The organism is Pseudohongiella sp. O18 (genome assembly GCF_021729085.1).
Classification (GTDB): domain Bacteria; phylum Pseudomonadota; class Gammaproteobacteria; order Pseudomonadales; family Pseudohongiellaceae; genus Pseudohongiella.
On sequence record NZ_JAJSAR010000001.1, the window covers coordinates 576,093 to 601,644 of the forward strand.

21 protein-coding genes are annotated in these 25,552 nt (G+C 54.6%); 6 read left to right on the top strand and 15 right to left on the bottom strand.

The genetic code is table 11. The annotated features are described in order from the left end of the window. Positions 1-8: 8 nt before the first annotated feature. A complete protein-coding gene (locus LVD14_RS02615; RefSeq protein ID WP_237132475.1) occupies positions 9-737 on the top strand; it encodes a 16S rRNA (uracil(1498)-N(3))-methyltransferase in 729 nt (242 codons plus the stop codon). 69 nt (positions 738-806) lie between these two features. Further along, positions 807-1,115, top strand: coding sequence for an antibiotic biosynthesis monooxygenase family protein (locus LVD14_RS02620; RefSeq protein WP_237132476.1), 309 nt, complete (start codon positions 807-809; stop codon positions 1,113-1,115). A gap of 163 nt (positions 1,116-1,278) precedes the next feature. On the opposite strand, the gene LVD14_RS02625 is transcribed toward LVD14_RS02620, so the two are convergent. Next, positions 1,279-2,508 (bottom strand): ammonium transporter, encoded by a 1,230-nt coding sequence (locus tag LVD14_RS02625; protein WP_272907202.1) that lies wholly within the window; start codon positions 2,506-2,508, stop codon positions 1,279-1,281. 67 nt (positions 2,509-2,575) lie between these two features. After that, positions 2,576-2,914 carry a P-II family nitrogen regulator gene (gene glnK, locus LVD14_RS02630; protein ID WP_237132478.1) on the bottom strand — a complete coding sequence of 113 codons (339 nt, stop codon included), beginning with the start codon at positions 2,912-2,914 and terminating at the stop codon, positions 2,576-2,578. A gap of 298 nt (positions 2,915-3,212) precedes the next feature. Here glnK and LVD14_RS02635 point away from each other — a divergent pair, with 298 nt between their 5' ends. Further along, a complete protein-coding gene (locus LVD14_RS02635; protein ID WP_237132479.1) occupies positions 3,213-3,470 on the top strand; it encodes an accessory factor UbiK family protein in 258 nt (85 codons plus the stop codon). Here LVD14_RS02635 and LVD14_RS02640 read toward each other — a convergent pair. The 4 genes from LVD14_RS02640 to LVD14_RS02655 form a co-directional block, all read right to left on the bottom strand. Beyond that, on the bottom strand, positions 3,403-4,977 hold the full coding sequence (locus LVD14_RS02640; protein ID WP_237132480.1) for a YifB family Mg chelatase-like AAA ATPase: 1,575 nt from the start codon (positions 4,975-4,977) through the stop codon (positions 3,403-3,405). The genes LVD14_RS02635 and LVD14_RS02640 overlap by 68 nt on opposite strands. A gap of 272 nt (positions 4,978-5,249) precedes the next feature. Then, positions 5,250-5,780, bottom strand: coding sequence for a hypothetical protein (locus LVD14_RS02645; RefSeq protein WP_237132481.1), 531 nt, complete (start codon positions 5,778-5,780; stop codon positions 5,250-5,252). Positions 5,781-5,821: 41 nt separating this feature from the next. Continuing rightward, on the bottom strand, positions 5,822-6,382 hold the full coding sequence (locus LVD14_RS02650) for a hypothetical protein (protein WP_237132482.1): 561 nt from the start codon (positions 6,380-6,382) through the stop codon (positions 5,822-5,824). Continuing rightward, positions 6,345-8,060, bottom strand: coding sequence for a putative bifunctional diguanylate cyclase/phosphodiesterase (locus LVD14_RS02655; RefSeq protein ID WP_237132483.1), 1,716 nt, complete (start codon positions 8,058-8,060; stop codon positions 6,345-6,347). The genes LVD14_RS02650 and LVD14_RS02655 overlap by 38 nt, the downstream gene beginning before the upstream one ends. A 195-nt stretch (positions 8,061-8,255) precedes the next feature. Here LVD14_RS02655 and rep point away from each other — a divergent pair, with 195 nt between their 5' ends. Next, positions 8,256-10,283 carry a DNA helicase Rep gene (rep, locus tag LVD14_RS02660; protein ID WP_237132484.1) on the top strand — a complete coding sequence of 676 codons (2,028 nt, stop codon included), beginning with the start codon at positions 8,256-8,258 and terminating at the stop codon, positions 10,281-10,283. Between the two features lie 80 nt (positions 10,284-10,363). On the opposite strand, the gene LVD14_RS02665 is transcribed toward rep, so the two are convergent. The 9 genes from LVD14_RS02665 to LVD14_RS02705 form a co-directional block, all read right to left on the bottom strand. Next, complete coding sequence (locus LVD14_RS02665; RefSeq protein ID WP_237132485.1) at positions 10,364-10,732, bottom strand: c-type cytochrome; 369 nt, start codon at positions 10,730-10,732, stop codon at positions 10,364-10,366. 85 nt (positions 10,733-10,817) lie between these two features. Then, the gene (locus LVD14_RS02670; RefSeq protein ID WP_237132486.1) at positions 10,818-11,264 is read right to left on the bottom strand and encodes a c-type cytochrome; all 447 of its coding nucleotides are present in this window, start codon (positions 11,262-11,264) and stop codon (positions 10,818-10,820) included. 144 nt (positions 11,265-11,408) lie between these two features. Beyond that, a complete protein-coding gene (locus LVD14_RS02675; RefSeq protein ID WP_237132487.1) occupies positions 11,409-12,101 on the bottom strand; it encodes a hypothetical protein in 693 nt (230 codons plus the stop codon). An 11-nt stretch (positions 12,102-12,112) separates the two neighbouring features. Continuing rightward, positions 12,113-12,898: a SapC family protein gene (locus LVD14_RS02680; protein ID WP_237132488.1), complete on the bottom strand. Its 786-nt coding sequence runs from the start codon at positions 12,896-12,898 to the stop codon at positions 12,113-12,115. A 94-nt stretch (positions 12,899-12,992) separates the two neighbouring features. Further along, entirely contained in the window at positions 12,993-14,528 is a 1,536-nt protein-coding gene (locus LVD14_RS02685) for a class I SAM-dependent methyltransferase (RefSeq protein WP_237132489.1), read from the bottom strand. 146 nt (positions 14,529-14,674) lie between these two features. Then, complete coding sequence (locus LVD14_RS02690; protein WP_237132490.1) at positions 14,675-17,455, bottom strand: beta strand repeat-containing protein; 2,781 nt, start codon at positions 17,453-17,455, stop codon at positions 14,675-14,677. 324 nt (positions 17,456-17,779) lie between these two features. Continuing rightward, entirely contained in the window at positions 17,780-19,234 is a 1,455-nt protein-coding gene (locus LVD14_RS02695; protein ID WP_237132491.1) for a tetratricopeptide repeat protein, read from the bottom strand. Positions 19,235-19,305: 71 nt separating this feature from the next. Next, the gene (locus LVD14_RS02700; protein WP_237132492.1) at positions 19,306-21,309 is read right to left on the bottom strand and encodes a CHASE2 domain-containing protein; all 2,004 of its coding nucleotides are present in this window, start codon (positions 21,307-21,309) and stop codon (positions 19,306-19,308) included. 2 nt (positions 21,310-21,311) lie between these two features. Next, entirely contained in the window at positions 21,312-22,748 is a 1,437-nt protein-coding gene (locus LVD14_RS02705) for a FecR domain-containing protein (RefSeq protein ID WP_237133401.1), read from the bottom strand. 187 nt (positions 22,749-22,935) lie between these two features. On the opposite strand from LVD14_RS02705, the gene LVD14_RS02710 reads away from it, so the two are divergent. After that, entirely contained in the window at positions 22,936-23,637 is a 702-nt protein-coding gene (locus LVD14_RS02710) for a Crp/Fnr family transcriptional regulator (protein ID WP_237132493.1), read from the top strand. Between the two features lie 147 nt (positions 23,638-23,784). Next, positions 23,785-25,503 (top strand): type I secretion system permease/ATPase, encoded by a 1,719-nt coding sequence (locus LVD14_RS02715; protein WP_237132494.1) that lies wholly within the window; start codon positions 23,785-23,787, stop codon positions 25,501-25,503. Positions 25,504-25,552: the final 49 nt, after the last annotated feature.

A 25,552-nucleotide genomic window follows, 5' to 3' on the forward strand; every position in this document is an offset into this window, starting at 1 on the left:
GTCTCATCATGCGTCTGTCGCGAATCTACACACCTCAACCCTTGCAAGCAGGGGAACAGCTGCGCCTGGAAGGTGATGCTGCGCACTACCTTGGAAAGGTATTGCGCGCTAAAGTGGGACAGATGGTACGCTTGTTCAACGAGCAGCACGGTGAGTATCTGGCTGAGATTCAGGCGGTTGACAAACGCGGCATTGATCTGCAGCTCAACCCGTCACCAAACTGCCTGCCGGAGTCTCTGTTGCCTGTCCATATCGGACTGGGGCTGTCGCGTGGCGAGCGTATGGACTACGCGATTCAGAAAGCCACCGAGCTGGGGGTCGTTTCGGTCAGTCCTTTGTTCACCGAGCACAGCGAAGTCAAGCTGAGTGACGAACGTGCAGACAAGCGCACGGCACACTGGCAGAAAGTTGCAATCAGTGCCGCCGAGCAGTGCGGTCGCTGTACCGTTCCCACCATACATCCACCCCAGGCGCTAAGCGAATGGCTAAGCGGCGTACCCAGCGGTCAGGGCTTTATTCTTGACCCTGAGGGAAGTCATGGTTTTACCGGCGCAGCACCTGACCAGGTGTTCTTGCTGATTGGTCCTGAAGGTGGCATCAGTTCTGAGGAAATGAAGCTGTCGAAGTCCCAGGGCCTGTTGCCGGTTCGCCTGGGACCCAGAGTACTGCGCACAGAGACTGCTCCGGTCGTGGCGCTGACGGCGCTGCAGCTTCAGTGGGGCGACTTCAGGGACTGATCTCCCACCTTCCTTAAACGCTCCTGTCGCGTTAGGGTGTCACAACGGCACTCAACATGAGGGGACGCCATGAAATATATCTTTGAAGTACACATCAAACCTGGCTACACCGCCGAGCAATATGCTGAGGCATGGGTGCGCGCCAGCGAAATTATTCAGCAGGCTGAAGGTGCGCGCGGCACTGAGTTGCATCGAAAACTGGATGATCCGAATGTGTTGATCGCTATCGCCAGTTGGGACAGCAAGGCGTACCGTGATGCGATGGAGAGGCAGCACAACCGCAAGGTGGCCGAGATTATTCAGGGCGCTGCGCACCTGTGTGACATCCGCCCGCTAGGCGAGTTTGCCGACCCGGACTGGGTGGTTCCACCCCAATAAAAAAAAAGGCCCCTCATGGAGGGGCCGTATAGTGACGACAGAACCGTTGGGGGGTGGTCACTGTCGTGTTCTTTGTTGCCTATTGCAGAAAAACGATTCCTTGCGAGCTTACTGCGTCGTGCAAAAGGGCCGCCGCAAACTGCGCAGCGGCCCTGGTCAAACATTACTTGGTGAATTCCGGGTAGGCTTCCAGGCCACACTCAGAGATATCTACACCGTTGTCTTCTTCCTCTTCAGTCACGCGGATGCCAATGACTGCTTTCAGAGCGATCCAGACGATCAGGCTGGTTACAAATACCCAGACGAAGATGGTCAGGGCGCCGATGATCTGGCCAGAGAAAGATGAGCCGTCGTTAGTGATTGGCACCAGCAGCAGACCCAGCAGACCACAGGTACCGTGAACAGAGATCGCACCAACCGGATCGTCGATCTTGATCTTGTCCAGGAACAGGATGCTGAATACAACCAGTACGCCACCGATACCACCGAAGATGGTTGCCTGCAGCGCAGTCGGAGTAGAAGGCTCCGCAGTGATAGCTACCAGACCAGCCAGCGCGCCGTTCAGCGCCATGGTCAGATCAGCCTTGCCGAACATCAGGCGAGCTGTGATCAGGGCAGCGATAAGACCACCAGCAGCTGCAGCATTGGTGTTCAGGAACACCATGGCGACCGCGTTGGAGTTGGCGACGTCTGCCAGCTTCAGGACAGAACCGCCGTTGAAGCCGAACCAGCCCATCCACAGGATGAAAGTACCAAGCGTTGCCAGCGGCAGGTTGGCGCCAGGAATAGCACGCACTGAACCGTCAGCAGCGTATTTGCCTTTACGAGCACCCAGAATCAGTACACCGGCCAGTGCGGCTGCCGCACCTGCCATGTGAACGATGCCAGAGCCAGCGAAGTCAGAGAAGCCCAGATCACCCAGTGTGAACATGCCAAATACAGCGTTACCGCCCCATGTCCAGGCACCTTCCATCGGGTAGATGAAGCCAGTCATGACTACAGCGAATGCCAGGAAGGCCCACAGCTTCATACGTTCTGCGACTGCACCAGAGACGATGGACATGGCTGTTGCCACAAACACCACCTGGAAGAAGAAGTCAGAAGCGCCAGAGTAAACTGAACCGCCGTCAAAGCCTGCTTCAGCCTTGCTTGCCAGCGCATCAGCAACCAGCGTGTCGCCGCCTTCAATGCCAGTCAGGAAGTAAGTACCGCCGTACATGATCGCGTAACCGCTGATCAGATACATGGTGCACGATACCGCAAACAGCGCCACGTTCTTGGTCAGAATTTCGGTTGTGTTCTTGGAACGGACCAGACCGGCTTCCAGCATAGAGAAGCCTGCCGCCATCCACATTACCAGTGCGCCGCACACCAGAAAGTAGAAGGTGTCCATCGCGTACTGAAGTTCAAAAATTTGGTTTTCCACCTTGATTTCCTCCGATTATGGAATCGACAGCCGCTTATACTGCAGCTTCGCCAGTTTCACCGGTTCTGATGCGAATAACCTGCATCAGGTCCGAAACAAAGATCTTGCCGTCACCGATTTTTCCAGTGTTGGCGGCCTTGGTGATGGCTTCCAGTGTCTGATCCAACAGATCATCGCCGATGGCCACTTCGATCTTCACTTTGGGCAGAAAATCCACCACGTATTCCGCACCACGATACAATTCGGTATGGCCTTTCTGCCGTCCAAAACCTTTGACTTCAGTTACCGTGATCCCCTGAACGCCTATCTCGGACAGTGCCTCGCGGGCATCGTCCAGCTTGAAAGGCTTGATAATCGCCGTTACTAACTTCATGAGTTGCTCCTTTCTTGTTAATACCTGCGCCGCCTATTCAGCCCAGATACACCTGGACCACGTCTATGCATGGCGCGTGCCACATTGGTAATTTGACGTAATATCATGCATCTAGGCGGGCATGGCAGGATCCCGGAATCAATAAAGCACCATTTTGGTGCGCCTTGATTTGCCAATGCACAAAAAGAGGGAGAAACCAGAACGTCCGGTTCACTGACCCGTGATAAGGATTAGCTTTTAGCAGGTGACTTATTTCGGCATAATCCAATTGCAAGTCCTAAGCCGCCGGAGGCCAACCTTGAATCGTAATTTGCTGGATGAACTGACCGAGCGCATCAATCGATTGATGCCGCAGGCTCAGGCCATGGGAGAGGAAGCAAAAGAGGGAATGCGCACCGCGCTGCAGCAGACTTTTGCCAAAATGGATCTGGTGACCCGGGAAGAGTTTGATGCTCAGCAGCGCGCACTGGAGCGTGCGGAACAAAAGCTTATCGAGCTGGAGGCGCAACTGACGGCGCTGGAGCAGCGTGCGGCGAACCCAGGCCACGAAGACTGAGCCCCCTGTAAGAAGCTGCCTCGGCAATGTCTTGCGTTTCAATTTCAGCACGGCCGTCAAGGTCGGCAATCGTCCGGGCCAGCTTGATCAGGCGATGACAGGCCCGCGCCGACAGCTTCATTTTCTCCACCACCTTTTTCAGTAAGGCATCACAGCCAGCAGACAAAGGGCAGATATCGTGTAATTGCCGCGCATTCAGCCGGGCATTCAGGCAGCCAGCTCGCGCGAGCTGCAGTCGGCGGCATCGCTCAATCTGCTGCAGCGTCACGTCGAGGCCGGCTTCAGGCTCAGTATGCGTATTGCGCTGCATCAACTCCTGATAACTCAGGCGCGCAACTTCCACATGCAGATCGATGCGATCCAGCAGTGGGCCTGAGATCTTTTCCAGGTATCGCGCAATGCGATCGGGTGTGCAGCTGCATTGTCGCTCGGAATCCCCGTAGTAGCCGCAAGGACAGGGGTTCATGGCACAGACAAGCAGGAAGTCAGATGGGAATGTTACGCGATAATCCGCCCTGCTGATCGTGATATGCCCGGCTTCCAGCGGTTCGCGCATACTCTCCAGCACATGGCGTTTGAATTCTGTCAGCTCATCCAGAAACAGCACACCTGCGTGCGCTAGCGTCACCTCTCCGGGATTGAGGCTGCGGCCGCCACCCACAATGGCAGCGCTGCTTGCACTGTGATGGGGCGCACGAAAGGGTGGTTCGCCCCATTGCGCCGCCTCAACCGGGTGACCTGCGACTGAGCGGATTGCCGCTACTTCAAGTGAGGAGTCCTCGGGCAAAGTCGGCAACAGTTTTGGCAGGGCGTTGGCCAACAGCGTCTTGCCGGTCCCGGGGGGACCTACCATCAGCAGGTTATGCCCTCCCGCCGCCGAAATCACCAGTGCGCGCTTGGCTTGCTGCTGGCCGCTGATCGCAGAAAGTGGCGAAGCAGTGTTGCGACCTTGATCATTGTGCGAAAGCGACACGGTAGGCAGGGGTTCAAGGCCTGCCCCCGCACCAAAGTGCTGGCAGGCGTCGACCAGCGTTGCTGCGCCATAACAAAGCGCTCCTTTGACCACTGCAGCCTCATCTGCATTGCCAGCCGGGATCAGCACCTCACGTGTGTTGCCACGCGCTGCAATGATTGCCGGCACCACGCCCTGCACACGGCGAATCTCTCCTGACAGCGCCAGCTCACCCAGAATTTCGGTAGACTCAAGACGCCTGGCGGCGATCTGCTCAGAGGCCGCCAGGATGCTCAGCGCAATAGCCAGGTCATAACGCCCGCCGCTTTTGGGTATGTCCGCTGGCGCCAGATTGATGGTGATGCGCCGGGCCGGGAACTCCAGACCGGCATTGATGATGGCACTGCGTACCCGCTCGCGACTCTCCTTCACGGCAGTTTCCGGCAGCCCCACCATGGACAGCGACGGCAGTCCATTGGACAGATGCGTCTCCACTGTCACCAGCGGCGCATCCACACCCTGATTGGCCCGTGTATAAACGACGGACAGCGACATTGATGTCCTCCCTGACGATGTCGGTGTCTGGATATTTCGTGTTTCTTATCGTTGTTATAGTTTACAGGTCAGATGATTGCCCAGTTTGTATGGCAGACTATGTCTTGCGTCAACGGGACAAAGATAACAATCCAGGTAATTTACAAGTATTGAATGAAACATTGAAAAATGCCTCTAGATGTTGCCCTGAGCATTAGGTCTACAACAATAAACGAGCTTGCGCACTATCAATGCTCTCATCTCGTACTACACCCGTTAAAGCAATCTGGATGTCACGACCCCGGATCAACCAGGAACGCTGGCATTTCTCCTTTCGCCACAGCCTCCAATCTGCGCTCCTGTCTTGTCTCCATTTCCACGACTTGCCTGATCTCGTCGACCTGGGGCCCGTGTAGTTGAAGCCAGACAATGTGAGTAACTCCTCCGATATCTTGAGGTTGAAACGGAATACCTTTCGATTCGAATTGCGCTCTGTATTTACTCTTTTTGCGATCATCAAGTATGACCATGGACTCTATAGCGGTATGACTCAGAGCCTCCCCGTAGCTTACTTGCCGGATTATGCCAAGAACAGCCGCGTGGAATTGAAGTGGATATTGCAGTAAACCTTGCTCGTCGAATCTAAACGGTATATTGCTCTGCTCCATCATCTCCATAACTAAACGTTGTTGCGACTCATCGGCTAGCTTAAAACCACTGGCGATATCGCCAGATGGAAAGTTATCCTTTCCGCAGCCGGCGAGCACCATGAACAAGCAGAAGAAGAGCATTCCAGGACTTTTAGTAATCTGCGCTAGATCCATGTGGTATCCAATCTCGAGAAATCATTCTCTCAAAAATCGATCTATACTTCGGCCGTTCGTTTATTCATGAAGTACGCCTGTATGTTGATCGCTATGAAGCAGAGGGCTAAATCCAGAAGTGTAAAGACACCCACATACGAGAGTGCCACTGAAGGCAGCAATAGCAGAGCTGCCGTTATTCTGTTTGTAATGCCAAACAAATACGGTACTAACGCCCACGGTATCCAGATAAGAGTTGCGGCCAGCACTCGGGCCTCTTCCGCGACCAATCCGTTTGACGCAGCTTTGGCCTCGTCTATTTGTGACTGTATATTCGCCAATGCACGTGCAGCTGAGGCTTCAACTTCTTCCAGCGTGTAGATTCGTTCGGTATCAATTACGATCTGAGCGGCACGATTTTGGTATCCTGCGGCAATTGAATCAGCTATGAGCAGAATAACTAAACTGAGACCGGTGGCAAGAAGTGATACTGCCACCAACTTTAATTGCAGAGCTGCCATCTTACCTGAGGAATGATGCAATCTGTTCATTTCCTTTTTTGGATATAGATGCCAATCTATTTGACTACTGATGAAACCTGCCCGGTGTCGGCAGAACTTCATCAAAGCCCTGCCGGCGTTCCAGCTCCAGCATGACCAGCAGGTCGTCGTAGCTGATGGGTTTGCTGAAGTAGTAACCCTGCACCTGATCACACTGGTTTTCGCGCAGGAACTCGACCACATCCTGGGTCTCGGCGCCCTCGGCGATGACGCGCATGTTAAGGCTGTGGGCCAGGCTGATGATAGCCTTGACGATGGTCGCGTCATCCAGACTCTGACAGACGCCGCTGACAAAGCTGCGATCCACTTTGAGGGCGGAGATAGGCAGGCGCTGGATATGTGCGAATGAGGAATAACCGGTACCAAAATCGTCCAGAGAGATGGCGATACCCAGTTTGCTGAGCTCACGCAGGCTCTGGTCGACCGCGCTGCCCTCAATCATCATGGTGGTTTCGGTCAGTTCAAATTCCAGGCGGCCCGGCGCGATGTCATGCTTGCGAATGATGTTGGCGACCGTACGTACAAAATTTTTGTCCTGGAACTGTTTGAATGCCACGTTAACGGCAATCTGGATGTGATCCAGACCACGCGCAGAAAGTTCATTCAGATAGCGGCACGCTGCGTGGATTACCCAGTAGCCCAGTGGTACGATCAGGCCGCTTTCCTCGGCAATACGGATAAAGGCACCTGGCGGCAGCAGACCACGCACCGGATGTTGCCAGCGCACCAGCGCCTCGACACCCACCACGCGATTGCGGCTGATATCAATGCGAGGCTGAAAATGCAGCACAAAGTCTTCTTTACGCAGGCTGCGGCGAATCTCGGACTCCAGCTTCAATTCCTGCTGCGCGGCATCGGTCATTGCGCGGTTGTAGCGCTGCAGCGTGTTGCCTTTTTCCTGTTTGGCGGCCCGCATCGCCATATCGGCCTGTGCAAACAGTGCATCAACAGTAACCAGGCCCGGCTCCTTGATCGCAAGACCAAGACTGACATTCATTTTTACGGCATGTCGTGCCAGCGGGAAGGGCTTGTTCATGGCCTGCAGAATGGCATCGCTACGCTTTAACGCCTCAGCCTCGGCGGAACCGCCAACATGCTGGAAGATGACCGCAAACTCATTCCCACCAATTCGCGCCAGGCGCTGTCCCGTGGCGAGACAGGACTGGATACGCTCAGCGATCAACTGAATCAGTGCATCGCCGGCGCCCTGGCCGTAGGACACGTTGACCTTCTTGAACTGATCGACGTCAATCAGCAACAGCGCCACCTGTGCCTCATCCAGCACGTTGCTCAGAGCGCTGGCAAGTTGCTCTCGCAACTGTTGGCGGTTACTCAGGCCAGTCAGGGGGTCCGTCGCTCGAACCGGCTTATTTATGACGGTGCGACGATTGGCGCCGAAGTGTAGTAATGCGCTGCGCAGCAATGGCACGCTCAGCGCTGCGCGGGGCAGCACTTCAAAATCTCGATGATGGCTGAATTCCGGGCTTTCTTTGTCACTGAGAACGATAAGAGGAAGGGTGATTTTCTGGCGACTGAGCTCCATCAGCAGGCGGGCGGCTACCAACACATCGCTGACCTGGCCCCATATCATCAGGTCGCACTGCGATAGATCGCGCTTGGCCAGAGCTGCGGAATCGGCTGGGCATCTGATCAATTGCCCCGGGATGTCAGCCATGCTCTGCAATAGCTGATCCATCAAGCCAAAATCCGATTCCTGTTCGGAAATAAGTAATATGCGCACTGCGCGGTCACCCTCTAACTCGAGATTACCCCAGAGTCAGTTATCGGCACTGGATCTGGTAACTACAGGTGATCCAGTTCACATATCCAAAAAATAACGAATTCTATCAAATTCCTAAAGCTGAGCCATCTATTAAGGCTCATGAGGTATAATCCCACGCCCCGCGCTTTCTTACACCAAGCAATTTCCAAAATCGTGAACCAGCTCAACTCTAAACAGAAAGAAGCCGTCAAATACATCAGCACGCCATTGCTGGTGCTGGCAGGTGCTGGTAGCGGGAAAACCAGCGTAATTACGCAAAAAATCAGCTATCTGATCCGAGAATGCGGGATCCCCGCACAAAAGATCGTTGCGGTGACATTCACCAATAAAGCCGCACGGGAAATGAATGAGCGTGTTGGGCGACTGCTGAAAGGCACCGATCACAATATGCGCGGGCTGACCATCGCCACTTTCCACCGCCTCGGCCTGACCATTATCCGTCATGAACTCAAGCACCTGGGTCTGAAAAGCGGATTCTCTATTTTCGATGCCCAGGATGCGATGTCTCTGCTTAAAAGCCTGTTGATACAGGGTGCAGAAATTTCCGAAGAGCAACTGCGGCTTATTCAGTGGCAAATATCAGAATGGAAAAACGACCTCTTGCTGCCCCCGCAGGCCATGGATGCAGCGCAGGATGCCGACACCGTATTTGCGGCACGTGTTTACGAGGAGTATCAGCGGCATCTGCGGGCGTTTAATGCTGTCGATTTCGATGACCTTATTCTGTTGCCAGTGACTCTGCTACAGGACCACGACCGGGTGCGTGAACGCTGGCAGAACCGTGTGCACTACATGCTGGTGGACGAATACCAGGACACCAACACCAGTCAGTACCAGCTGGTGAAGCTGCTGGTCGGGCCTCGCAATGGCCTGACCGTGGTGGGCGACGACGATCAGTCCATCTATGCCTGGCGGGGGGCACGTCCGGAGAACATGCTGCTGCTCCAGCAGGACTACCCCAGCCTGAAAGTCGTCAAGCTTGAGCAGAACTACCGCTCCAGCAACATCATCCTTCAGGCAGCCAACACCCTGATCGGTAATAACCCTCACATTTACGAAAAAACGCTGTGGAGTGAGCTGGGGCTGGGCGAGCCCATGCGCGTGCTGGCGGTCTCTGACCAGGACGCTGAAGCTGAACGCATCTGCACTGAGATTCTTACACTATGCGTCCAAAAGCAGCTGAAGTATGGCGACTTTGCCATTCTGTATCGCGGCAATCACCAGGCGCGACTGCTTGAGATCAAATTGCAGGCTCACCAGATTCCCTACCAGCTAAGTGGTGGCACCTCGTTTTTTTCCCGCACCGAAATCAAGGATCTGATGGCCTACCTGCGCCTGCTCATCAATCCTGATGACGACAATGCTTTCCTGCGTATCATCAATACGCCCCGGCGCAAAATTGGCCCCTCCATTCTTGAGGGCCTGGGCACCTACGCCAATGAACGCGGCGTCAGCATGATGGCTGCGATTGACGAAATGGGCCTCGAGCAATATCTGGGCAAACCCAAAACCGAAAAACTGCGCGCCTTCCGCGAGTGGCTGCAGGGCGTTTCCCGACACTGTCATCGCGGCGACCCCATCAAGGCTATCCGCGAAATGATCAGCGATATGGACTACGAAGGCTGGTTGCAACAAAACAGCCCGACACCGAATGCTGCTGAGCGGGCAATCACCAATATCAACCTGCTGCTGGACTCGCTGGCTCGCAGTCTGCAGAACGACGATGAAGCCGAGCAGGATGAAGAAGCGCGGATTGAGGCAGCTATCAACAAGTTGATACTGCGCGACCTGCTGGAGCGTCAGGAAGAGGAAGGCGTGGACAATCAGGTCCAGCTGATGACCCTGCATGCCGCCAAAGGTTTGGAGTTCCCGTGGGTATTCATTATGGGGATGGAAGAGGAACTGTTGCCGCACCGAAACAGTATCGAGAACGACGATATTGAAGAAGAACGCCGGCTGGCCTACGTGGGTATTACCCGGGCAAGACGGGGACTGGTGTTTACGCTAACCAAAAAACGTAAACAGTTCGGTGAAATAGTGCCAACAACTCCCAGCCGTTTCCTGGATGAACTGCCGCAGGACCACCTGCAGTGGGAAGGCCGAGGGGACTCCACACCGGAACAGAAGCGTCAGAAAGGTGAAGCCGCGCTGGCAGGCCTGAAAGCCTTGCTGGAGGGATAAAGGACCGCAGTGCCCAAGCTGAACGTAGGAATTTATACGCAAAAAAAGGCCCCAATGGGGCCTTTTTCATTTAACTCGTCTTACTCAACGCTGTTTTCCAGGATGTAATCCAGAACCAGCGCCAGCTCGTCGTTTGAGCAGGTAAAACACATGCCTTTCGGCGGCATGATGTTGTTGTAACCATTGATGGTGCTTTCCAGCAGCACATCACGGCCTTTCTCAAGGCGCTCTGACCAGTCTTCTGAATTGCCAAAGCGTGGAGCACCAGCGGCGCCGCTGTTGTGGCATGCTGCACAGCTCTGAGTGTAGGTACGTTCAGCGCTGAAGCCTTCAGTAACCTGAGCCAGAGTCAGTGTCTGTTCAGCGGTAGCTGAACCGGTTGCCATGACAGTTGCCAGAACCAGACCAGAAAGTGCAGCACCCGTTTTTACGATATTTCTCAACTTCACGTTTGTTCCCCTCTCGCTTGACGCATTGAATAGGACTATCTGGGCCTATTATCTCCGGTCCAAACTGAACCGCAGATGAACAGGCTTACTCGGCAGACTGGCCGCTCAGGTATTCCACCAGCGACGCGATGTCTTCATCGGAGCAGGTGGTGCACATACCGCGCGGCGGCATGGCGTTGACGCCATTGATGGCATTGGAAACGATTGTCGAAAATCCTGCCTCGCCGACTCTTGATACCCAGTGATCAGCATCGCCGCGACGGGGCGCGCCAGCCATACCTGTGTTGTGGCACATTGCGCAGTATTGATCATAAGTCGTCGCAGGATCAAACGCGGCTGCTGTGGCACCAGATGCTGCAGGAGCACCGCCGGTTGCGCAAGGCTCCCCCGCCAGACAGACTTCACCGACCGGCTGCAGTCGCTGGGCAACCTGCTGTTCGTGTGTCTGTGCAACTACTGCACCGGCGATACCAAGGCCCAGTACCAGCAGACCCATTTTAACTACGCGGGACTTCAAACCCAGATTCAACATGCTTAACTCCTGAACTGATAACTAATAGGTGCTCCGAACAATAGAGACCCGACCACTGACGACAAAACTTTCACCGGGGACGGACACACTCGAACACGGTATTATAGCTGAAGTGCCGCAAGTCGTGCTACTGCGTGAAACTACTCAGTTGTCGCGTCGTACCCCATCGAGGTCCGCTTCAGCGCTGTCTGCCAGCCAGGGAAGGTCCAGGGGCAGGTGCCAGTGGGCTTCATCGCACTTGCTGATCATCAGCTCAATTAATTGATGAACGTTGTCTGCCTTCAACGGGATTGCGAATACCGGAAGATGCTGTCGACGCTCGATCATTGCGTCTGGCATCGGTAATCCTTTGAATGCCAGCAGCAATTGCTGCTGATTTTTGTCGCCGCGTAACTGCACTGTCAATTCGGTTGCCAGGTACAGCTTGCCGCGGAGTGAAGGCTGTGAAGCATCTGAGTCGCTCTGGCCAGCAGTTTTCCCTGGATCCGCGCTGTCATTTTCCGGCGATGTTGCAGACCCCTCCGGCACATCCGATTTCGCCTTCTGAGCCGCCTTGTCAGCCTCGGCTTTGGCCTGCATTGCCTGTTGATGCCCCATACGCAACACTTCCTGCCAATAGACGCTGGGCGTTTTTTCCAGACCTGTGAGCGCCGGCAAGCGATCAACCAATTGCCGCATCACGACCATCACCATCCGCCTGCTTAGCAGCATGTGAACATCGGTGTCGGCCCCGGCCAACTGGGCACGGACGACCAATCGATCCTCCAGCGCGCTGTAGCTAATGGTGAACTGATTGCTCAGCGGAAAGTTTGAATTTTGCGGATGCTGATCTGCCATCTTACCGATGCCTACAGTGAATCAAAGTTGAGCGTGCCGCCATCTCCTTCACCGAACAGACCGTCGAGCTCTGCTGGTGCCTTCTTGGGGTCGGCGTTGCTGTGGAAGTTGGCTCGCTTTATCAATTGATCCATTTGTGCCGTGGAGAACAGTTGAGCATAAGCTAGTGGCAATGCGCCGACATTTCGTAACGCGATCAATTGTTGCGCATCGAGTTCGTTCAATTTGGATTCATTGACCCGGTGAACACCATTAATTGTCAGCGGTGGCTGGTCTTCGCCCCTCGGTATCTCGATCATCCAGGGGTCTATCAGGCCGGCTTCGTCTAAGGCGGCACATGCCTTAAGTGTTTGTTGACGGTTATCTTCACACTGGGTGATGAAATTGACGGTATCCGCTGGTGTTTTTTCAAGTGTCCCGTCATCCTGAAACAGACGGGGAAAAGACTCATCGTCAGTCAGATGGCTTTGATCCACGCAGAATACTTTGTTCCCTTCCGTGTCGTTAAGCACCGCGAATGGGTATGCTCTGAGGCTGGCTGGAATATAGTCACCAAGCCACAGATGGTCGTTGCTTACATACAGGTTGCGGTCGCCACCGACACCAACCAGCGCTATGTATTGATAACTACCATCCTCAGCCTGAACAAAACCGGTGACATGATGTGGCGCGATCCTGGCTATTTCTGCCAACAGGATTGGAACAATCTGCTGGTCCGCAACAAACTCAAACCCTTTGCTGGGTTGCCATCGCTTGTGCAGATGGTCTTTTCTGGAAATTGCTATCCACGAAGTCATAACTAATTGATCCTACTACTGCTGTAAGTGAGAAGCGACGCAATACAGCGACTTTTCAAAAGCCGTGTTGCTTTCAACATCCATTATCTGAGGGTCAAACAATCTGAAGCGCCTTTAGCGCTGGCAATTGTTTCTGGGCAAACTCGTCAGCCTGGCGACTCAGTTCGGCAAGATTGTCCTCTGGTGTTTCCAGAGTTTTGCCGTCTTTAATCAATCGCTGATTTTGACTGCTTAGGACCTGCCACGCGTATTTCGCCCAATCTGCCGGCTGTTTTTGCCCCTCACTGATGGCAGACAGGAAAACCTGATTAAATCTGGGCACCATAATTCCGCCGCCGGTTACCGGACTGGCAAGGAACGAAATATCGTTACTGCCATGAGCGTTTGATCTAAGCTTGGCGTTAATCCTGGCTGTGTGCTTTCTGGCCTTTTGAATGACGGCGTCATCCTGAGCAGGTGCTATGGCGCCTGAAGACGCCAATACCATAGTGGCCTCAATTATTTGAGCAAGACTGATATTGTGCCCGGCCAGATGTTGCTCGACCTCTCCCAGCGTTCGGATTTTATGGTCTGCCATGAAGTCCAGAAACGGTCCGTAAACCGCTTCATTCATGCTGGCCTCACCCAGCGCAGTTTTTACTTTCAGTGAGACTTCCGGGCGATACACAGCCAGTACAATTTTTTGCGCTCTTACAGTCGCGGCAAGTTCCAGCGGATTAAGTCTGCGAGCACCTTTTACCCAGTAGTCTTTCCGAAACTGCTGGTTGACCATGAAGTCCCGAACCGACTCGCGAAACATATTGTCCGGGATCTCTTTCATGAATGCCTGCTGTTCGGCACTCAGATTTATCGAGTCAATGTTCTCCAGGTAGCTGGCCGAACAGGCATAACTTACCTTGGCGGTTTCCAGCCAGTCCGCCATCGTCGAGAAGTGCATGGGATGCCAATCCCGATTGAAATACTCGTGGGCAAGATAATGTCTGCTTTGTTCTTTCAACTTCTTCAGTCGCTCGCCGACGGTCGGATTTGCCCTCGCAAACATCGGATTGGTCGCTATCAGATTCTCCGCAAATTCAATCGCATCATCGATACGTGAAACAATTCCTCGACCTTCAGACCCGATCACCTCTGCATGTTCGGTCATCAAGTGCCGCATAGGCGCAAACGTAGCCCAGCCAGGTAAAGTGTTGTAGCTGATGTATAGAACGCCACCTACTTTGAGTTTGCGTCTGACAAAGTCGACAATAACGGCACGGTTCGCATCCGATATCCAGCTCCAGATACCGTGCAGGCCTATATAGTCGAACTCCGGCAGATCGTCACGATGGGCAAAGTCTTCGAAGGACTCATCGTAGAGTTGTGCATCGGAGCCGGAAATGGAGGCCAGCTCCTGCGCAAACCCAGCTTGTGCCGGGTTGAAGTCCGTACCGTACCAACTGGTAACCGAGGCCGATGCATGCAACGCAGCGCTCAGACCTTGGCCAAAACCCAGCTCGCAGGCTGTTCCGACCTCAGGAAAGACGAGCCCCTTGTTAAGAAATGCCATTTTGACTCTTAACGGGTTCAGCTCGGCGTAGTAGCCAAAAGTGTATCCAATATCGGCTACGTAGCCTGCGCTCCAGTTGCTCACCTGTCATTCTCCTGTCAGTCGAATTCAATAGACGAATCTAAAGAAGCTTACCTTATTTCGTTTGCAAAATTCCAAGATAAAAAAAACCCCCCGCCTTGCGGCGAGGGGTTTTTGTTGCTCAAACTATCCGAGCATTCGCAATTACATTATGCGAATGTCAGGTAGTCAGTAGCTGTGTCAAGCGTAGAACCGGACAGATCCAGAGTACCAGTCAGCTTGATTACCAGGTCGCCAGCTGCCAGACCCGCTGTACCGTCGTTAGCGACGATATAGGTGTCTGAACCGTAGGTGAACCAGGACACTTCGTTAGCTGTATCAGTCAGTGAAGCCAGCGTCAGAGCTGAGTCCAGAGTAGTAACAGCAGCTGTCAGTGTAGTCTTGGCACCCAGTGTTGCAGCAGCCAGAGTGTTACCAGCCAGCAGTTTGATGCTGTCGCCTACTGCGAAGTCAGTGATAGTAACGTTGGTAGCTGTTGCAGCAGTAGCACCAGTAGCAACTGAGGCAGCAACGTCAAACTTGTCGTTACCAGCGCCACCAGTCAGTGTGCCACCTGCAGCAGATGTAGTAATGGTGTCGTTACCGGCACCGCCCACTACTGTGGCTTTGCCAGCCAGAGTGATCACGTCGTTCGCTGAACCGCCAGTTACGGTCAGACCAGCTGTAGCAGCCTGAACGTTGGTGGTGTTGATGGTCAGTACGCCAGTAGCGGCTGAACCGTCGATTGCTGTTACACCAGCAGCTACGCCTGTACCAGGAGCAGTGTCACCAGCTGTTGCAGCGAAGGACAGAGTCAGCGCCTTGCTGCCGCTGGCTGTAACTGTCTTCAGTGTGCTGCCATCGATAGTGATGGTGTTAGTGCCGCTGCTGCCGTTAGAAACAACAGTTACGTTTTCAACGCCATCAGTCTTGACGGTGCCAGCTGCAACGGTGCCAGTTGTACCAGCAAAAGTCACTGTGTATGCATCGCTAGTGCCAGAAGTGCTCTTCAGGCCGATAGTGGTGGTACCAGTGTTGTTGCCAGTAACTGACAGACCTGTAGAAGCTGAAACGTTAGAAACAGTAGCACCACCTGTGCCGCCTGACAGAGTCAGAGAGCTGATGGTAGAACCAGTCATCAGTTCAACGTCCAGAGTCGCTGTAGTAGACAGATCCAGCGCTTCGAAGTTAACGAAACGAGCTGCGTTAGCAGCGTTGATCAGGCCAGCAGCTACCGTGTCATTGCCTTCACCACCGTCGATAGTGGTAGAGGTGCTTGCGGCAACTGAACCGCCATTGACCAGCAGGCTGTCGTCGCCAGCGCCCAGATTGATGGTTGAACCAGCGGCTACAGCACCACCCAGAGTTACTGAGTCGTTACCTGCACCTGATTCAACTGTCAGCTTGGCAGCACCCAGCGTGAAGCTGTCGTTGCCAGTACCGGTTTTAACAGTTGTTACTGTAGCAGCCAGAGTACCCAGAGTCAGAGCAGCAGTTGCAGCTGAACCGTCAACTGAAGTTACTGTGGCAGCAACGCCGTTGTTCAGAGTCAGAGCAGAACCACCAGTGATGGTGATTGACTTGGCTGCAGTGAAGCCAGCGATGTCCAGTGAGTTCTTGGAACCGCCAGAGTTGATGGTCAGCGAGGTTGCCGTGGTGCTGTCAACGTCTGCACCGCCAGCCAGGAAGGCGTTAGTGGCGCTGCCGCTGTTGATACCAGCATTGTTAGCATTGATGGTGAACGCGTGACCACCAGTAGTTGAGTTGCTGATGGTGGTTGTGTAGGTAGCGTTGGTTGCACCAGTCAGGTTCAGAGTAGCCAGTGCACGACCGTCAGCTGCAGCAGCAGCATTCACAGAGTCCAAAGTTACTTCTGTCATGGTGGAGCCATTGTTGTTACCCAACACAGCTGAGTTGTTGTTAATGTCTACGGCACCGCCGCCTTTGACACTAACAGTTGTCGCGCCGTTGCTGTTGACAGTGGTTGCACCAGTGCCAGCAGTAACGTTGATTGCTTTACCGCCAGTGATGGTGGTAGTGGCCGCGCCAGTAACAGTGGTTTTCACGTCAGTTGTAGTGGCTGCAGTTACAGCTGTGTTAGCTGTACCAGCTGCTGCTGAAGTGAAAGAAGTCAGGCCAGTTACGGCAGAAACGTCAACGTTCACGCCACCGTTGGTCTGAAGTTCCATCGCTTCGATGTTGGTGAAGGTCACGCCTGGCAGGCTGAACTGAGCACCCGCTGCAGTTGACGTGTCAGTGATGGCAACAGTGTCGGTGCCAGCGCCGCCATCTACTTTATCCAGACCGCCCAGCACAGCGCTGGTAGCAGTGATGGTTGCACCAAAGGTGTCGTTGCCGGACGTACCGGTCAGGTTGTCGATACCAGTGGTGAAGTTGTAAGTCTGACCAGCAGCTACTTCGCCGTCGATTTCTGCTTTGGCAGCAGTGACGCTGGCAGTTGTTGCGTCAACTTCAGCGACAACTTCCTGCAGAGCGGACAGAGTAGTGGTTGCTTTCTTCTGTACAACAGTGTGGTGGTTTGCCACTTCAACTTTGTTGTTCAGCTGAGCTTTAGCGTTCGCCCAGTTGGTGTCGCTGGCTGGAACAGCTTTCAGTGCAGCAACTGCAGCCAGAACTGTTTCAGAACGTGTCATGCCGTTGTTCAGCATGGTGGTCAGCTCGCCAATCGCGAAAGTGCGAGTAGTGGCTGAAACTGTGCTGCCAAGCAGATTGTCTACGAACTGAGTAGCAAATTCTGTGTTGGACAGGAACGTTGGGTAAATGCTCTTGAATTCTGCAGATGCTGCGAGGCTAGCTGCGATCTGTGCAACGGTGGCACCAGATTCATATGCGGCCGACAGATCAGACAGTACGCCTACACCAGGTGCGGCGTCGAACATGGCTACCACTACGGTAAGCAGTTCGGTACGAGCTTCAGTGCTAATCGCCATTTGTAACTCCTTAAAGTTTATTCCAAATTGTTTTATCCGATTGTGACATGCCTAAAAAGCAAATGACCGCATATCGGCTGTGCCAAGAATACTCAAGTAAAGCAAATTTGCCTGTGACCGGAGTCACACAACAGAAAATAAGCCCAACCAAGCTTTTGCATCCTGACCAATCACACTTGAGCCACATGAATATGAGTCACAAGCGGACGTGCGCAGGGATATTAACCTGATGACCGGCGGCTTGGCAACGCCCTGAAAAGGATTTTTCTTAAGTTTGTGCTGTAAGCGGCTATTTTTGTTAGCTATATGGCTAGTTGGCAAGCCTTAGAAGGTGTGCGTGAAGCCGAATTCAAGCGTGGTATCGACGCTGCGGAACAGTTCGAGATTGCTGCGCTGTTTCTGATGATAGAAGTTCATCAGTAACTGTGTGTCAGCCGACAGCGGGTGATTGTACTGAATCAGCAAATAGCTGCGGCGCACTTTCCTTCGTGCATTGTCTTCAAGCAGCGGGCTATAGCCAGTCTGGTCCATCATCTCGGTGTGGTTGATCTGACTCATCAGCGAGCCCTTCAAGGGGCTTCCGTCAGGGAGCTGAAGACGCCAGTCCAGATTGAACTGCCAGCCAAGTCGGCTACCGCCAGAGCGCCGGTTACGAATAGGATCGTTGTACAGCGCACTGAATTCCGGGGTCCATTGTTGCTGGCCAATATTTGTATCGCGAATACAGTTAAGGCCCATTGATGCCTTGCTTTCAATTGCGTTCAGCGAGCTTTGGTTGTGAAACAGCTGGTGCTGGGCAGCAGCGGCCGAGTAGGGGCGACATCTCGCGAACTGGAAAGACGGCATGTAGCGGCCACCAACTTCTGCTGCTGTATAAAGAGGTGTGCCACCAAACATCAGATGGCTGATACCTGCCACAGCCTGCCAGCTGTGAACGGCATTGGGCTTGATGAAGGCATATCGCGCGTCGAACTGCAGCATGTCAGAGGCTGCATCGTCGCTGACCCGGCCCCGCAACTCCGCGACCACATTGTGTTGGTGTTCAGGGGCCAGCTGCCGGTATCGCATACCCAGACGTCCGTTTAGATAAGGTCCTTCTTTCGGCTGAAATTCCGGGTTCAGTGGCAGTGTGACGTCTTCGCCCGACAGGGTCAGCGTGATGTCACTTGGCGAGGGCGCGCCATTCAGGTTGTTGTCATAACCCAGCAGCAGATCACCATGCCATTGCGTCTGTCGGGTCAGACCCTGCCACTGCTGCTGGCGTTGCTGCAAAGATGGCGCCAGGTCCTCTGGCAGATCTTCCCGCCCCAGAATCTGGCGATTCATGGCCAGAGCCGAGAACAGATCGCCGCGCAAATACAGCGCCTGCGCATAGTCAATCTGCGCACCACCATTGTTGGGGTCCAGCAGCAATGCCCGCTCGAGCGATTCCAACGCGGAATTCAAATTGCCGGTATTGAGCTGTGCGGCTCCCAGCAGTGCAAAGTACGAGGTCTCCTGAAGACAACGTGGCAACAGAGGTAACAGCTGCGCCTGAAGGTCATCCCAGTCCTGAGCGGACCAACCGGGATCGGCAGACAAATTATAGTAGGGCGTCAGATCAGGGCAGGTTTGCGAGCCCAATAGCTGACCGGCGCCAGCAGTTTGCGAGCCGGTATCTGTCTGGGCATATGAAAGTCCTGAAAAGGCCAGGAACACCCCTGCCAGACCCAGACTGTAGCGAATGCTTTTTATTTTTGAGGGGTGTTTTGACATGCGGGCAATTATGGTGAATCGCATGCGCGCAGGCAATAAGAAGACTGGTTAATTGTTTTAAGTGAGATAAGCAAAAGGTAGCGCGGTCTGCCGGTTTACGGTTTGCCGCCCGAAACCACCTTGAGGTTGAGCTGGTCCTGCCGCGCACGACGCTGGGTAGCCTCATCATTCGCCGGCGCAAACAGGGTGTGCGGAATACGCAGACCGTCCAGCAGGTAGCTGCCCTGGGATTCAGGCTTGAGGTCGGACAGCTGACGGGCAACGCACTCGCCCATCAGGATTGGTTGTGCCAGTTCAGCAGTCAGTTCCTGGATACGCAGCGTGATGGTCACCGTGTCACCCAGCAGTGTATGACTGCGGCGATGGGCCGGCCCGATGGAACCTACCAGAGCGGGGCCCTGTTCAATACCTATGCCCAGCGCCAGTGGTTCCAGACCTGCAGGTGGTGTTTGTGGCATGTCTTTATGGATGCTTTCCTGCATTTGCTTTGCAGCTGCCAGAGCGGCATGTGCAGCGCGCTCGTTCTGACCATCCCAGACCGCCAGGACGCTATCACCCTTGAACTCCTGAATGCGCCCACCATGGCGCGCAACAATCTCTGCAGATTTGCTGAAGAAGAAATGCAGAATAGCTGCTGATTCCTCTGGCGGACGCGCTTCGCCAAAAGCAGAGAAATTGCGAAGATCGGCGCTCAACAGTGTTACGTCGCAGCGACGTGCATTGATGCTCGAGCTGGGCAGACTGTAGGCGATTTCGCGAGCGATATCGCTGGGCAGGTAGCTGTTCAGGTTTCCAAATACGCGGGTACGTTCGACACGCACACGTGCCTGTTCCAGCAACAGCAGTGCACTGGCGGCAAGTATGCTGAACAGTGCAGGCGCAACCCAGCCCAACCAGATTTCATAGGCTGCCAGCAATTGCCAGTGCAATGCCAATGCGATCACCGGCATCAGAACTGCCGCTGCGGGCAGGCCATAGGCCGCCATACGCTCGCGGGCACTGGCCAGGCCATAAAGGGCAAGGGCAAACAGCACCGCCATCAGGCCCAGCAGCATGTCGGCGCTGCGAGGTGTGTAAGGCATTGTGGTATCCAGCAGGCTGCCAATCAGACGCGCCTGAAGTTCTACACCGGGTGTCGCGCCACTATATGGCGTGGGCACAATATCACCCATGCCAAACGCGGTACCGCCAATCAACACCCAGGCGTTTTGCAGCATCCCGGCAGGGTAGTTACCGTTAATAACATCAATCGCTGAAATAGCCTGAAAATTTTCTGGACGGTCTTTGTATGAGATTCGCAGATTGCCGTCCTGGTCCAGAGGAATATCCAATCCAGGATAGGCATTCAGTCGCATGATCTGTTCGGGCGCCAGCCAGCTGTCACCCTGGGTGATAGACGCCTGCCAGCTTCCAGCCGTTGTTGCCTGCAACAGTGCGCTAATCGCCAATGCTGGATAAGTCTGACCGTCAACGCAGATAACGGCAGGAACATTTCGAACAGAGCCATCGCTGGCGACAATAGGTGCAATGTGGCCCTTTGGAAGACTGGCGAAGCCAGCGTGGTTGGCAACAAAGCTTCCTGTTTGTGTCGCTGTAGCATCACAGGCGACCCCCTGCATCGGATGAGTCATCTGACCGGTCTGTACATCGGGCTGATTCTGTCCGGGTAGCACTGGCACCTGCGCCAATACAGCGCCCGGTGACGCCTGCAGCGCGGCAATCAATATGTCATCCCCCGAACGAGGTTCCGGGTAAACCACATCGTGTATCTGTAGCTGCACGCCAGCAGCATTCAGCGCACTGACCAGCCGCGCCATATCATCTCGGGCCCATGGCCACGGACCAATCTCGGCAATACTTCGCTCATCAATGGCGACAATCGTAATACGTTCTTCGAGCTGGTCGTCAGCCGACATTACCCAGCCCTGAGCACCGAGCCTTTCCTGGAGAATCTGCAAGGGTGCGGAAAACAGTGTCATCAGCAACAATGTCATTACTGCCGCAAGCGCCAGCATCAGCAGACGTCCACGCATGGGCATCAGCCGTGCGGCGACGTTGAGCGGGTTATAGACGGTTATCAGATGACGTAGCGTTTGCATGATCAGCGTTTGTTCCACAAGGTCAGCCCGTGGATACCACCGGTTTGCAATTGCTGTTCGAAAAAGTAACTGGCCTCTTTGCCATCCAGACTGACAGCTCCCGCCATGGTAGCGGGCTCCGGGCCTGTCCGGTTGTGGAAGATGCCTGTCTCACTGATGAGGCCATTGGCCACAAAGTCCACACTGCCTGTGAGGCTGTGCTTCATGTTCAGCTCAGTCGAAAACTGACGGGTATTGAAGTCAATGTCGAACTTGCCACCCGTTACAGCCATCGCCACTATTCCAGTGCCGGAGTTGTAATAGGCCTGAGCGCTGCTTAGCTCAAAGCTCACCGGACCCAGCCCGGCATCTACGCGGTCGCGCCCGTTACTGTCACGGAAAAGTCGATACTCGCCGAGGCCGACCATCCAGTCACGACCTTCCTGGGCAAGTTCAAACGGGGCAGTAATGCGCTCAAGGTCGCCCTTGCCACTTCCGTAGCGCCCCCAGATCAGGTTGTTCTGTTTCAGTTGCTCGGTGGCAATCGCGACAGCAGGCGTGAAATTGGTATCGGCAACTGTGGGTGGCGTCACCGGAGGAGTAACTGGTGGCGTTGTCGGCTTTGCCACATTGGCAACTTCCTGCTTGACTCGCTGTGAGGTCACGTTTTCCAGGTAAACTTCGGTGCCGGCGGTCTTGTCATCGGCATTGGCTTCGGACGCCGCAATGGCCTGACTCACTTCTTCCCGCATCATGCCGGGCTCTCGCTCGACAGTTGCTGGCATGATTTGCGGGGCGGTCGTACTGCCATCCAGCTCCAGCATCTGCATTGAAGTGCCAGTCAGCTCGACTGCATTCGCCAGACAGGGTCCAAAAGCATCCGCGGTGCAATCCGCGGAAAATGGCGCCATCACAATGGTACCTTCGTTAACCTGCGCCCGAACCGCAACACTGGACGCGTTCACAACAAAGTCTGTGCCGCGCACACCAATGGCAGCGATGGGCGTATTCAGGCGGAAACGCTCTCGGGCAGCTGTGGCCCCATGACCGGATATGGATCGGGTGACACCTTCCTCCAGATTCAGTTTGATACTGGAGCTGGCCGGCTGATCAGGGTTGTAATCGTAACGCACAATTTCCAGCCGGCTGTCAGGCCTTACGCTCACCAGTGCCTGATCGACAAAGCGGATGTGCACATGCCCATTGGCAGCCGTGTGGATACGGTCACTTGCCACGATAATTGACCCTGGCACAGCAGCTGAGCGACGGCCGTCGGCGTGCTCAATATAGGCGTTTCCCAGCACCAGGCTGACTTCACCCACCGGCTCGACTGTCTCCAGCTGGGCATGGGCAAGTGTCGATCCGGCAGCCAAAGCAGTGGTCATCGTGACCGCCACTGCGAGCGTTCTGGCTCGCAATGTCAGAGATGTCATCATTCTGTAAACTGGCTGTGGTGTCATAGTGCTCAATTTTGAACTCCTGGATCCAGAGTCTGGTCCATCATTAGCACAAAGCTTATCTCAAGCGGCCGTCCCGGTAAGTGACCGCAGTCACACGTTTGCTATTCCAACATGCCTTACTATAATGGCCCGGCAGCGCTGTCCAAAGGAATGTCAACAACCAGCGCACCATACCGGAATTTTTCGCATGCTGGTTACACCTGAGCTTCTCGGCACATTTCCCAGCTTAAAGCCGTTACCTTTGCCGCTGTTGCAGCAGCTTGCACAGCAGTCAACGGTTCAGCGTTTTGCCCGTCGCGGCGTTGTACTCAAAGCTGGTGTACGCGAGGAGTCGGTGTGCTTTTTGTTTGAAGGTCGCTTACAGGGCGTAGATTTTACCATTGATGGGCGCGAAGTGGGTCTGTACTTCGTGGAACCCGGTGACTTTTGCGGTGAGCTGGGCATGTTTGACGATGGCCCACAGCCTGAACACGTCATTGCACTGACATCAGCGATGGTTGTGTTTGTGCCTCTGGCCAGCCTGCGACAGGTAACCCGTGAGCACGCTGTGCTGTTGCAGCGCATGGGGGAGCGTCTGGCAGCGCGGGTTCGTCAGATGACCAGGCAGCGATCATTGCTGGGTCTGCCTAACGTCGGCCAGCGCGTTTGCTGCCAATTGTGGATGCTGATTCCTGAATCCGGTCGCAGCGAAGGCAATCAGACGATTATCAGAAACCCGCCGACTCACATGGAGATAGCCATCATGTTGAGCCTGAGCCGGGAAAGTGTCAGCCGCGTGTTTCAGTTGCTGCAGGCACGTGAAATTGTCAAACGCGACGGACCAGGCGCTCTGATTGTGCACGATCTGGTGACTCTGCAAAGACTGGCAGAAGGCGCAGAAGAGCTGTAAGGCGCTGGTTCTCGTGAAAATAGTCGCTGAGGCGGCCATGATATAATCGCCGCGAATACGCTGCGGGGGTTGAAACAAGCAATGTTTCACCCCACCTAGTCTATTCGCACCCAACGGACACCATGCACTGACGGCAAGCATCTCTTAATGGACACATCGAAAAAAACAAACACTTACAAAGAATTAAACGAATCGCTGAAGAGCATTCGTCACTACTTCATTTATGCCGGCTTATTCAGCGCCGCCGTCAACATACTGATGCTGACACCCATCATCTACATGTTGCAGGTGTACGATCGGGTGATTTCCAGTGGCAGCGTATCGACGCTGACCATGCTCACTTTGCTCATGGTGGGTCTGATGCTGGCTATGGGCGGTTTCGAGTGGGTACGATCCATGATTCTGATCGCCGCCAGCAACCGGATCGAACAGCAGCTGAGACGACGCGTATTCAACGCGTCTTTTACTCACGCGCTGCTTAGCGGTTCAGGCGCCAGCGGCGGCCAACCCCTGAACGACCTGTCCAGTTTAAGGCAGTTTTTGACTGGTAACGGCCTGTTCGCGTTTTTTGATGCACCGTGGTTCCCAATCTATGTCGCTTTGATGTTCGTCTTCCATCCGCTCTTTGGAGTGGTGGCCATCCTGGCCGGTATCGTCATGGTGCTGCTTGCCTGGATCAACGAAGCTGTAACAACACGCAAGCTGAAGGATGCCAATACCAAAGCTAACCGGGTGAACAATCAGGTCAATGGCAGCCTGCGCAATGCCGAAGTCATCGCCGCCATGGGTATGACAGATGACATCAGACGTCAGCAGGAAAAGCAGTCAAACGAAGTTCTGGTATTGCAAACCGACGCCAGTCGTTCTGCGGGCGCGCTGACCAGTATCTCCAAGTCTTTCCGGCTGATTGTGCAGTCCCTGATTCTGGGCCTTGGTGCCTGGCTGGCGCTGCGCCAGGAAATCTCGCCCGGTATGATGATTGCCGGTTCGCTGTTGCTCGGTCGCGCACTGGCTCCCATCGACATGCTGGTTTCCACATGGAAGGGATTTTCAGTGGCTCGCGCCCAGTACGAACGTCTTGGGCAGCTGCTGGAGAGGATTCCTCCCGAGGCAGAGCACATGCCGTTGCCGCCACCGCAGGGCGACCTGTCTCTTGAGCAGGTCACTGTTGCGCCGCCGGGCACACGAGTCCCTGTTGTCCGCGGCGTTACGCTGCAGTTGGCGGCTGGTGAGGCTCTGGGCATTGTAGGTCCCAGCGCGTCTGGCAAATCAACGCTGGCACGAGCGGTTCTGGGTATCTGGCCGGTCATGGCGGGCAAGGTAAGGCTGGACGGCGCTGACATCGCTGGCTGGGATCGCGGCCTGCTTGGTCCTCATATAGGTTATCTGCCACAGGATATCGAGCTGTTTGACGGCAGCATATCCGACAATATCTGTCGATTCGGTGAAGCCGATGCCGAGCGCATCGTGGAGGCTGCCAGACTGGCCGGCGTTCATGAGCTGATTCTGCGCCTACCGGATGGTTACGACACAGTTATTGGCGGATCCAGCGGCGGCCTGTCGGGCGGACAGCGACAGCGAATAGGTCTGGCACGCGCAGTTTATGGCAATCCCCGATTACTGGTGCTTGACGAGCCCAACTCCAATCTGGACGACCAGGGCGAGAAAGAGCTGGTTTCTGCCATTCAGCGCATCAAGGCTGGCGGTTGCACAATTATTGTCATATCACACCGCACCATGGTCCTGCATAGCATGGACAAGCTGCTGGTGATGAAAGAGGGGGCTGCTCTGAGCTTCGGTCCCAAAGACGAGGTGCTTGCCAGCCTGATGGGACAATCGGAACAGCGCCGGGCCGGTAATGCCTGATCGGTAGTTCACGTTAGAAAACCTGACGCCCAGGCGATAACAGGCATCA